Here is a 1094-nt window from a genome sequence, read left to right as displayed (position 1 = left end):
TGGCTTTGTCGCCGCCTACGGAGGCCAGGAAGCGCCTTAGAAGCTCTTCGTCATCCTCCGGGCCGCGCCAACGCGGATCGCGCTCGGCGGCTTCCTGTGACGCATCCGTCTCGCCGGCTGGACGTACCGGGATCAAACAAGCAAGAACGTTCGTCCAATCGATATCGAGATTGCCTTGGATGCCGCCCGATCCGAACGCAACAAACCGGCCGGTCCTGTAGCACTCCAGCCAACCCGCCCATTTGTTGCGGAAATTGGCGAGCGCGGCTTTGTCGCAACGGCCGAATATATGAACGCCTTGGCCGCTCTGACTAATTTCCCAAGCGCTGCCGCTAAATTGCTGGCAAATCCCTTGCGCTTCGGCGGTAAACTCGCCGGTCGTGTCGTCTCTACACCCGTCCAAATCCATTAGAAAATAGCTATCTTGATCGGTAAACACCCAACCAAGGCCGGCATATTGACCGGACGCGAGCGCTGCAATTGCCGTCGAGTAATCCGACCATGTGATTGCATCGGTCGGACTGGCGCGTTGCCCGGTTTTAGCGTCGTACGGCACCTTGGCGGGTTTGAGAATGCCCGGTTTATTTTCGAGCCGCCAAACGACCCATTGCGGGCGGCTTGTAAAACCATCGGGAAATGAAGGCGTGTTTAGTCGTTCGCCGGACATGCCGACGGCGGTCAGGGCATTCATGGGGAATGTCGTTTCGAGCTGTGGTTGGCGGTGAAGTCGCTCGCCAGAGCGGCCGGTGTATGCGTGACCGGCGAAACCCAAGTGATCGGCGGGAATTCGGGAGAGGAATCGGTATTGCTACCGCTGGCGATCCTCTCCCGATGTTCCGGACGAACCACAGAGAATGCGCATGTCGCACAAGATCAACATGAAGTGATTTGGGCTACAGCGTAAAGTCTCGATGCACTATATTGACATTCGTGTCAATGGTTATCTGTGGAAAACTCTATTATCGGAAAATAGTTGGCAGAATTAATTGTCGGTTACTTGTTTACGAATTTTCTTTTCAGCATCGGATTGAGCGTAAACGGACATAAATTCCGCCGCTTTCTCCCGTGCGGTTTGGGCAAGTTGCGGATCGGCA

1 protein-coding gene is annotated in these 1094 nt (G+C 55.3%); it reads right to left on the bottom strand.

Translation table 11 applies throughout. The features are described from left to right. Positions 1-691: hypothetical protein (locus tag AC4FWB_RS34465; protein WP_491030667.1), on the bottom strand; the 691-nt coding region annotated here is incomplete at its 3' end. Between the last annotated feature and the right edge of the window lie 403 nt (positions 692-1094).

The sequence above is a fragment of the Mesorhizobium sp. LEGMi-168a genome (assembly GCF_058312955.1).
This window is presented reverse-complemented; position numbering and strand designations above follow the sequence as displayed.